The 10,962-nt window shown below is 28.9% G+C and carries 7 protein-coding genes; all 7 read right to left on the bottom strand.

Annotation, left to right across the window (positions count from 1 at the left end; genetic code table 11):
- Positions 1–115 precede the first annotated feature (115 nt).
- Positions 116–3,052, bottom strand: a complete 2,937-nt coding sequence (locus tag B3J31_RS10520) for an insulinase family protein (protein WP_346868523.1) — start codon at positions 3,050–3,052, stop codon at positions 116–118.
- Between the two features lie 419 nt (positions 3,053–3,471).
- Entirely contained in the window at positions 3,472–3,900 is a 429-nt protein-coding gene (mscL, locus tag B3J31_RS10525; protein WP_150845822.1) for a large conductance mechanosensitive channel protein MscL, read from the bottom strand.
- Between the two features lie 273 nt (positions 3,901–4,173).
- Complete coding sequence (locus B3J31_RS10530; RefSeq protein ID WP_150845823.1) at positions 4,174–5,937, bottom strand: PAS domain-containing protein; 1,764 nt, start codon at positions 5,935–5,937, stop codon at positions 4,174–4,176.
- A gap of 291 nt (positions 5,938–6,228) precedes the next feature.
- Positions 6,229–7,617, bottom strand: a complete 1,389-nt coding sequence (locus tag B3J31_RS10535; protein ID WP_346868524.1) for an MATE family efflux transporter — start codon at positions 7,615–7,617, stop codon at positions 6,229–6,231.
- A 387-nt stretch (positions 7,618–8,004) separates the two neighbouring features.
- On the bottom strand, positions 8,005–8,511 hold the full coding sequence (locus B3J31_RS10540; RefSeq protein WP_346868525.1) for a GNAT family N-acetyltransferase: 507 nt from the start codon (positions 8,509–8,511) through the stop codon (positions 8,005–8,007).
- Between the two features lie 343 nt (positions 8,512–8,854).
- Positions 8,855–10,147, bottom strand: a complete 1,293-nt coding sequence (locus B3J31_RS10545) for a HAMP domain-containing sensor histidine kinase (RefSeq protein ID WP_346868526.1) — start codon at positions 10,145–10,147, stop codon at positions 8,855–8,857.
- Entirely contained in the window at positions 10,144–10,818 is a 675-nt protein-coding gene (locus B3J31_RS10550; protein WP_150845827.1) for a response regulator, read from the bottom strand. The genes B3J31_RS10545 and B3J31_RS10550 overlap by 4 nt, the downstream gene beginning before the upstream one ends.
- Between the last annotated feature and the right edge of the window lie 144 nt (positions 10,819–10,962).

The raw sequence follows: 10,962 nt of genomic DNA on the forward strand, positions 1-10,962 counted from the left end.
ATATTAACATACTCTATTTATTAAGTACTAATTGAAACATATTGGTTTATATTATTTACTATTAATTTAAGTTCTTATTAAGCATACTACACTTTATTATATAAAGCAAGCTATTTTATAATAATTTACTTGTTTTATTAAAAATAGTTTTATTTTCCTTAATTTTTCCTTCATTACCTACTATGCAACAATAATTTTCATTCATTCCTATCTTAATCATTGAAGCATAATTTCTTATATCTTCATTAGTAGTACTCAAAAGTTCATCTCTCCATCTTTGAATGTCTTCTTGAGTTACATTGCAAATATAGTCTGCAACTGCTTTTTCACCTTTTCTATCAGGAGTTAATGGTTTATATAACTGTCCAACAGATCCTATTATAAACTTTTCCATATCCTCCTTGGTAAATTCTACTTCTTCTAAGAATTTATACGCTTCATTATACATATCTATTGTTATTGCAAGGTTTGGATCACGATAGGAATAAATTGCTAAATTTCCATCCTCATTTATATCACTATAACATCCATAAGCTCCACCTTGAAGACGAACTCTAGGATATAAATATTCATTATCTAATATATTTAAAAATGCTCTCATCTTTCCTGAATACTCATACCCAAGGTCTGCAAAGTTAAATCCTTTAACTACATATTGCACATTGCTAGGAGTTATTATAGCTTCTATATCCTTTTTGCTCTTATATTCAATATTATATAATTTAGTAGGTTCAGTTTTAATATTACAAGTAACCTTATTAATATTAGTTACTACTGTTTCAACTTCTTTTTCTTCTCCCACTACAGATATAATTAAATTATTTTTATTAAATATAGTCTCATATACTTTAATAAGATTGCTTCTAACTTCTTCACCAGATTTATCAAAGCTCTTTTCTAGATTACAAATGAATTCGTAATAAGTTGCACCACTAATTCTTTCCCAGTATTCTCCACCACATGAGGTCTGTGCAAATATTCTGTTCATCCCAACTTTATGTCCTGCATTTATATTTTTCATTTGAAGCTTAGATTTTGTTTCTTGAATAATCTGTTTAAGCCTACTTAAATCATCAAATTTAGTAGTAGTAATTATTTCATTTATTAATTCTAGTAGAGCTTGAATGTTCTCTCCAATTACCTTTGATTTAACTATAAATTTAGGATGATATACCTGACTATTATTTTTCTCAGTATATACTTGATTTTCAAAAGTTATTCCACCTGTAGTTTTATATATTTCAGTAATTAATTCAGAATAACCTCTTTTCTCAGTATCAAGCTCCCCTAAAACATCCTTTAAAAGTCCTAAATAAGGAATATACGTTTCTTCGATTACTTTTCCATCAAATAAAAGATTAATATACACTATTTTATTTGTAGGAATATGATGTTTTAAAATAGTTATTCCTTGTTCTTTCACAACCTCTTGAGGAATTTTTTCTGCTTTTCTATCTATCTCCTCTATAGGTAACTTTGGAAGAGTATCCTTTTCTTCTTGGGTATCAACTCTAACCTGGGCTTCTTTTAACTTCCTATTTCTCTCCATAAGCTCTTTTACTTCTTTATCAGATAAAGAACTTCTGTAATTTTCTAGCTTTTCTTCTAAAGCTTTATTTCTAGCATCTTCTAATCCCTTTTTAGGTGTCAAAACTACTAAGGAACAATGAGAATTTTTAACCATATTCTTTTCAATAAACTTCTCAAAATATCCATTGTCTAAAGCAGCTTTTATCTTATTAAGGATATCCTCATACTTTAAATGGACAAGAGGATCTCCATCATATATCCAGCTATTTAAAACCCAATCATTATATTCGATTCCCTTATTTGCAGTTCTCCATGGATCAGCTTCACGCAAATCAAATTCAACGGTGTTTATAGCTGCCTTCAATTGGTCCTTATCTAATCCCTTGTCTACAAGGTCTTTAAGAGCATTCATAATAACATTTATAAATTCACTCTTCTTTGTAGCATCTACATTCTTAGCTACTATCGGGAATAATATTTCCTTAGTTGCATCCATATTCATATCATCCCTTGTAATAATGCACTCACCTATGCCAGCTTTAAGTAAGGCAGCTTTTATTGGAGATGCTGATGATTCAATTAACATGTTATAAAGTATTTTTGTGGCTAAATATGCCTCTCCATTACAGGTTTCCTCAAAGGCGAAATTTAGTGCTAAAAATGCCTTATTTTCTTCATCTTCATCCTCACCTATAGAATAATTAGCAGTTCTTTCTACCATGCCTTCAAAATTTTTCACGTCATCTATATGAGAAGGTATCTCTATTCTATCAAATTCATAAAGATATTCATCATTTATAAACTTAAGACACGCTTCTAAATCCTGATTACCGTATAGGTATATATAACTATTAGATGGATGATAGAACTTACTATGAAACTTTTCAAAATCCTCTTGAGTTAGGTTAGGTATAACCTCTGGATCTCCCCCTGAAACAAAAGCATAAGTAGTATTTGGAAACAATGATCTATATATATCACTACAAATTACTTCCTCTGGAGATGACATGGCTCCTTGCATTTCACTATAAACTACCCCTTTATAAGCTAGTTTATTAGTATTTTCATCTAATTCATATCTCCAACCTTCTTGACGTAATATTTCAAGATTTTCATATATTCTAGGGTGTAAAACTGCATCTAAATATACATCCATTAAATTCATAAAATCTTTACTATTTCTACTTCCTACAGGATACATAGTTTTGTCTGTAAAGGTCATAGCATTTAAAAAAGTGTGTAATGAACTCTTAGCCATATCTCCAAAAGGATCCTTAGCCTTAAATTTTCTTGAACCACAAAGTACAGAATGCTCTAATATATGAGCAACTCCAGTACTATCTGTAGGAGTTGTCCTAAAACTTATAGAAAATAACTTATTATCATCTTCATTTTCTAAATGTAAAAGTCTTGCTCCACTTTTCACATGTTCAAATATTCTAGCCATGGATTGTGCCTCTTCTACCTTTTCCTCTTTTAATAATTTAAATCCATGGTAGATTTCGTTAATTTGATATTGCATATAAATTCCCCCCATAATCACTCCTAATAGTGGTTTAAAATTATTTTAAACCATTACTATTCATAACTTTATATTAAATAAAAAAGTCATAGATATACCTTAGTTAAACTAAGATATCTACAACTTCTCATTTTACTAAAAAAATAAAAAGTCATAGAGTCCAAACAACCCCATGACTTAAAATATCAAAATAAATATGTTAAAATCTATTCTTAAGGTCGTTATAGGTATTATAAAATTCACTTTTATTCAAATTTTTTATACTTTTCACTTAAAAACGACCTCCTTTCAATATTCTAACAATTCAATCATAACATTTTTTAACATACTTGTAAATACAATTAATAAGTTATGCTACATATATAACCAAGCTCTTCTAATTTTATATACTATAAAAACTCTATTAAAGCTTTTACATCTTATAAGTCAGAAGTACAATGAGGACACTTCGTCGCTTCAATTGCAATTTCTGAAGTACAGTAAGGACATTTCTTTGTTGTAATAGGCGCTGCCTCTTCTTTTTTCTTTAGCCTATTAATTTGTCTAACTACAATAAATACTACAAATGCCATAATTAAGAAATCTATAACACCGGTTAAAAATGAACCATAAGCAACTACTGAAGCTCCTGCTTCCTGTGCTGCTGCAAGAGTTGCATATTCCTTACCATCTAAAGCAATAAATAAATTAGAAAAATCCATTTTTCCTGTAAAAATTGTAATTATAGGCATAATTACTGTCTCAACAAGAGAAGTGACAAGTTTAGTAAAAGCAGAACCTATAATCATACCAATTGCTAAATCAATCATATTTCCCTTAAGGGCAAATTTTTTAAATTCCTTTAACATACTTTTCCTCCTTAAAATAGTTAAAAACTCTACTTGCTATATCTAATAGCCTAAAAGATCTATCATCATAATTACCATAGGATATAACTTGTCCATTATAACATAAATCAACATGTCCAACAGCCCTACCCCATCTAATGTTACATGTATAAATACTTCCATGTCAACATCTTTATTACTACTACTTTTTTAATCTATGACAACATCTTTTAAAAGAAGTTCCAGCATAATATAAATTCTATTATACTGAAACTTCTTTTATATTCTTAGTTTTTAATTTCTACTATTAATTTCTTCTGTGATTTTACTTATAAGCTCTTCAACCTCAAATCCGCCTCTTTCACTAATCATATCTAATGTAGCTATAGATGCCATAGTTTTAAATAATACTGGATTTTTTAGTTTACTAAACTTAGGGGAAAGGTTTAGTAAGAATTCTTTTAGAAATGGATATTTTTTTACTAAATCACCTATAACAGTTTCCTTTGTTAATCCATATTGATTTTTTATAACCTCACCACTTACCTCATCCTTTTTACTTTCTTGTTTTTCATTAGTCCAAGATAATAATCTCTGACTTCCCTGTAATCCTCTAATCTTTGTTACATCCTGCATCATCTCAAGTACGCCTCTGAAATTTCCCTCTTCATCTCTTACTGCATTATAGATTATATAAATAAACTTACCACCAATTTCTAACCAAAATTCTGCCTGATCTTGTTCACCAGCTCTAAATGCTCTAATAATTTCTTCTACCATATGAACACTTTCTCTTGGATGGCAATTTCGCACCTTTCTTCCTATAACTCCTGCACTTCTTGGGAATACTCGATGTTTTGTATCACTATAAAACTTTACAATCTCATTTTCATCTACATAGGATAAATCTACTTGAAGATGTTTAAAAATTAGATTTATCTGCTTAAGTGTTAACTTTCCTTGGCTTACATCTAACACTTCATTATCTTCTTTATTGAATATTCCATGTTTTTGTAGAACCTTTGCCAAATCCTTCAAAAGTTCATTATTAGACGCATTTTCATCCTTCTTAACTTCATCTTCTTTGTAATAAGGTGGTTTCCCAATTAGACAATATCCAATTTCATCATCACCTTTTCTCATCTTAATAAAATCTTCATCATCAAGAAGATCCATTGAAGTTGGATAAAGTATCTCTTCTTCTTTTATCATCATATCCTCAATCATTTCAATGACTTCATTTTGAATATCTAAAAACTTTTCATCTTCATCCCTATCTAAATACTCTTTAGCTTTTTTAATAATATCTTTTATATTATTTTCTAAGGTCCACATTACTTTAGAAGGTTTATCGAAGCCCTTACACTCAAGAGCAGGATATAGTTGATTTTGCTTTCTTGAAAAATGTATATTAATTTCTTCTAATTTATCATATACCTCAGCCCATTGATTTTTAATAAACTTTTTATTTAATATATTCTTAGCTTCAATTAAAACATTTCTTATAGCCTTTACTTCCTCTAAATAGGTTCTAATTGGATGACCTAATTTAACGTCTATTTTATTACTTGTAAGTATTCCATCAAAAATTTGCAGAATTTCATCCATTCTCTCTGCTAATTCATCATCAGTTATACCATATTGCTGAAGATATTGCTCACATATAGCAAATTCTTGAGCTGTTACATTTTTAACTGATGTTATCATTTGTTCTTTTGCTAGTTCTAGAGATATTTCTCCTCTTAAATACTTAAGTTTTATTTCCATGATCTTTTTAATTTTATCATGGTCAATCTCTAAATTATCCTCCATTTGAATTTTTTCTATTTTCTCTTTAGGAGTGAAGTAAACATGAAATTCTTCATCACTTAACTTCTCTACATATTTATCAAAGCCTTTACCATCCATCATTTTATACATAGGAAAAGGTTCGAAATCTTTAATTACATGTATACCTTCATTTGATTTTAACTCCTTAATTGCTTTAGTAATACAATCTTTAAAAGTCTCATGGTCTCCACGTCCATCAATAGTAATGTAGTTAATTTGCTTTTTCATATATTTTCATCCTCCTCATATTTTATATAAAATTTAAATCTATTATTTAAACTTAAAATTTCTATTTAACATCATATTATTTCTAATTGATAACATCTTTCATTTATAATGTATCATTATTTTATTTATGAATCTGTGATTACTATCACAATATTTCTTAATATTATTTAGTTATCTTCAGTATAATAACTGCAATATTTTCAATATCTAAAACTGAATAAAAAAAGATGATTATATCAATTGCACTATTGATATAATCATCTTCTTAAAATCTATTTAGTTCATGTACTTTTAATCATTACCAGCAAATCCTTTATTTCTCCACTTACCTCTCTTAAAGAAAACTGTAGTTACAATTGCTCCAAGTGTCCAAGAAACAAGTAGTGATATAAATGTAGATTCCGGTCTTCCAGTAGGATAAGCTGCACTACGAGTTAAATATGCAATACCATAAGCAACAGGTACACGTAAAATCACCGTAGTAATTAGAGAAATCCACATAGGTGTCATAGTATCCCCTGCACCTCTCATTACACCTGATAAACTTTGAGTCACTGCCATAGCAATATAACCCACTGCAAGAATACGCATCATATGCATACTTAAGTCAACTAATTCTGCTGTATCAGTGAAAACACCCATAAGGTATTTACCAAAAATTAAAATTAAAATTGTTATAATAGTAGAAACTCCAACAGCAATCATAGTACCATCTTTAGTACCCTTATCAACCCTATCCATTTTTTTAGCACCAATATTTTGACCAGCATAGGTTGTCATTGCATTACCAAAGGTGAAGTTAGGCATCATAGCAAATCCATCTACACGCATAACAATTACATTGCATGCTATAACCATTTCTCCAAAACTATTAGTTAGTGATTGTACAACAATCATTGCAATAGAAAATATGGCTTGAGTAAATCCAGATGGCAATCCAAGTTTTATAAGCTTCATAGAATATTCCTTAGCTGGTATAAGCATCTTAAGATTAAAATCAAAGGTACTATTCATTCTTGCTAACTTAATAATACAAAGAACTGCTGATATACCTTGAGCAATAATAGTTGCCAAAGCAACTCCTGGTACACCCATTCCAAGTCCTGCAACAAACCAAAGATCAAGAAATACATTTAAAATTGTAGCAATAAGTAAAAATCCAAGAGCAGATATAGAGTCGCCAAGTCCTCTAAGCACTCCTGCTAAAATATTGTAATAAGCAAAGCCTGCGATACCTACATAATAAATAACAAGATAATCTGCACACCAATCTATTATAGATGCTGGAGTGTTAAGAAAAGATAACAATGGACGAGTAACTATAGGCCCTATAACCATTATGATTAGAGATGCTATAGCAGTAAGAGATATGCATACACCAATGGTATGAGAAAGCTTTTCCCTATCCTTTGCTCCAAAATATTGAGCAACCATGATTCCTGCTCCTGTTGCAATTCCAACAAAAAGTACAAGTAAAAGATTTAATATTGGAGATGCACTACCTACAGCAGCAAGTGCATTATCACCTACATACTTACCCACAATAATAGAATCCGCGGTGTTATAAAACTGCTGAGCTATATTACCAATAAGCATTGGTAATGAAAATTCTACAATTCGTTTCCATGGTGTCCCCTCAGTCATGTCTTTGGGAGAAAAAAGTTCTGAAAATTTTACCATACATCTACCTCCTGATTAAATTTAATAAATTAAACTTCAACTTATCCTTAATTTAGAGCTAACCATAAATGGTTAGCTCTAAATTTCATTCTTTTATAATTAATTTTTCAACTTGATTATTTCTCTAATAAATATTTTTACTTTCTTAACTTTTTCAAAATTACTTCGATACTCGAATTAATATTAGTGTATAATAATTCTGAATACTTGTCAATTTATGTTTTAAATTTAACATTGTACTTAAATTATAAAAACTCATAAGTAGAACTTCTATATCAAAATTATATCTTAGTTAAAAACAAAAAAATAATCCACCTAAGTTTATAAACCAAGGTGGTTGTTTTAAATTTTTATTTATTATTTTATTTACTCTTTTATAAAAGATTATTATGCTGCTTTCTTCCAGAATATTTCCTTTGTTATATGATATTCTACTTCTTTTTCAAGTTTTTTTATTTCTCGAAACCCAATTCCCTTTACAAGGTTTTGAGACCTTTTATTATTCTTCTTAATTTTTGCAACAACTTTTTCTGTCCTCATTTCAAAAAATGCAGTTTTTAACGCTTCCATGACTGCATTATGTCCTATACCTTTTCCCCACAGTTCCTTTTCTCCTACTGCAATAACAATTTCAATTGTTTCACCTTTTGGGATAAGTCTTAAGAAACCTATAGTTCCATAGGGATTTTTTACTATAAAAAATCTACAGTTATTATTAAATAAATGAGTTAAAATCGGCATATTTATTCTATCTATAACATTAATTAAGTTCTCTCTAGCCTTATTATCTTCATTTAAATACTTTACAATTTCCTCATCACTAAGCCAATCAGCTATCTTTTCTGCATCAGATCTATATACTTCTGGGCTTAGGACTATACTGTTTATTTCCACAAAGTACAACTCCTTAAACCTATTTAATGCTTGCAAACATATGTTAATTTACTAGTAACTATGATTTATAATACTATTAATCTCAATATAAGTAAAAATCTTAATTGCTGATTAACTAAGTTTAACTTGTTTTTATTGTACTTTCCTTTGTTTTCTACAACTTTTCCAATTAGTTTATATTTTCCATTTTTAGCTTTTTAATCCCAGTTAAAGTTATTAAAAGTCTTTTTATGACAATATGTTGATTCTCATTATGATATTATTTACAATAAGTATGGTTATCTAAATAATTGCAAATAATGAATGAAATGGAGTATAAAAAAATGATTTGTAAAAAAGAATATCATTTTTTAGGTAGTCCTATTGTGAAAGTCGTACCATAATAAAGCTTACTCCTAACCTTTATTTCACCATCACATAGTTCAATTATTCGTTTTACAAGTGATAATCCTAATCCATTTCCCTTGCTTAAATGAGATTTATCACCTTGATAAAACTTATCAAAAATATGTCTTTGAGTTTCTTCATTCATTCCAACACCATTATCTGAAACCTTAATAACTATTTTATCCTGCAAATCCATTAGCTTGATACCAATAGTTCCACCCTTCTCTGTGAACTTAATAGCATTTCCTATTATATTTAGCCATACCTGCTGCAATAAATCCTCATTTCCTATAATACTGACTTTATCTAGGTCTATATCTAAGTCAATTCCCTTTTCACTCCACTCTGGTTCCATTATAAGAATTGCGCACCTAATCTGTTCATCTAATGCAAACTCTGCTTTTCCAGTAATAACCTCTTGATTTTCAAGCTTTGAAAGCTTTAATATATTTGAAGTTAGCTTAGAAAGCCTTGATAATTCACTAATAATAATATCTGTAAATTCACTTCTCTCATCATCATTTAAATTTTTATCTTGAATTAACTTTGCAAAGCCTTGTATAGATGCGATGGGTGTTTTTATCTCGTGGGAAACGTTACTAACAAAATCATTTCTTAAGGTTTCTATACTACTAAGCTCATGAACCATCTTGTTAAAATTTTTTGCTAATAATGCAAATTCATAATCCTTAGGAATACCTATTTTAACACTAAAGTTTCCCTTCGCTACCTCTTCAGTAGCTTTACTTAAAGTTCTTATTGGCCTTAAGATTCGCTTTGATGCTATACCTGATATTATGGTAGCTATTAGAGTAGATATAATTAAGGATGTGATAGTTAGAAAAAATGCACGTATATGCACACTTTTTTCATTAAATGAATTAGATATTTTTATATACTTATCATCTACCTTTAATATAGTATTAATAATAGGAAGTCTTTTGGTTTTAATCTGTAGAAATTCTCTCTCATGAAGCTTATAAGCAGTTCCAGCATACTCATGCAAATTATTGATAAGTATTACTTCATATCTATCATTATTACTTAACTCTATAATTTTATTTAAAGTAAAATCTGTATTATCATATAGTTCTAATATAGTATCTACTACTTTCCTTTGGGCATTTTTTGATTCTTTCTCTATATTTCCGCTAAACATTAATGCAGATATTATAAGGGAGCAAATTCCTGATACAATCATCATCAATAGAAGAATTACAACAAACTTAACTCTTAGATTTTTTCTCATATCTTCTTAACCGCCTTATATCCAAGACCACGTACTGTAACAATCTCAAATTCTGTACAACTATCATATCTTTCTCTCAATCTTTTTATATGAACATCTACAGTACGCTCATCCACTTCATTATCCATACCCCATATTTCATCTAATAACTGTCTTCGTGTAAATATAACATTAGGATAAGATAATAATTTAAATAATAAATAAAATTCTTTTTTAGGAAGGGTATCACTGTTCCCATGCCGACTTACAGATATTGAATCATAATCTAAAATAATATCACCTATAGATAGTCTATGTTCATTAGATATCTTAGCTCTTCTAAGAAGTGCTCCAACTCTTAATATCATTTCATTTATATCAATAGGTTTTACCATATAATCGTCTGCGCCAACATTAAATCCTTTTCTCTTATCTTCAAACATTTCCTTAGCTGTAACCATAAGTATTGGCATATTATATCCTGAGTCTCTCAACGCTTTCACTAAATTGTAACCATCTAACTTAGGCATCATTATATCAGATATTACTAAATCAATATGCTCTTTATCCATAATATCAAGAGCTATTTCTCCATCTTCTGCCATTAATGAGTTATATCCATTTTGTTTTAAGGTTGCAGATATAAGTTTTCTTAAATTTTTATCATCCTCCACAACAAGTATATTAAACAATATTATCACCTCAATTTATTATGTTACTTTATATAATAATTATTTTATGTTAATTAAATATGAACTTTACAAATAAAAAAGAAATAAAAATATACTTTTAGACCATAATTCATATTAGGTTCAAAGAACTAAATCGCTAAAAGC

The organism is Clostridium sp. UBA5988, assembly GCF_002435615.1.
Lineage (GTDB): Bacteria > Bacillota > Clostridia > Clostridiales > Clostridiaceae > Clostridium_J > Clostridium_J sulfidigenes.

What these genes read in the sequence shown, in the direction of transcription:
- B3J31_RS10520 (WP_346868523.1), bottom strand. Translation starts at nt 3,052, where the DNA reads ATGCAATATCAAATTAACGAAATCTACCATGGATTTAAATTATTAAAA.
- mscL (WP_150845822.1), bottom strand. Translation starts at nt 3,900, where the DNA reads ATGTTAAAGGAATTTAAAAAATTTGCCCTTAAGGGAAATATGATTGAT.
- B3J31_RS10530 (WP_150845823.1), bottom strand. Translation starts at nt 5,937, where the DNA reads ATGAAAAAGCAAATTAACTACATTACTATTGATGGACGTGGAGACCAT.
- B3J31_RS10535 (WP_346868524.1), bottom strand. Translation starts at nt 7,617, where the DNA reads ATGGTAAAATTTTCAGAACTTTTTTCTCCCAAAGACATGACTGAGGGG.
- B3J31_RS10545 (WP_346868526.1), bottom strand. Translation starts at nt 10,147, where the DNA reads ATGAGAAAAAATCTAAGAGTTAAGTTTGTTGTAATTCTTCTATTGATG.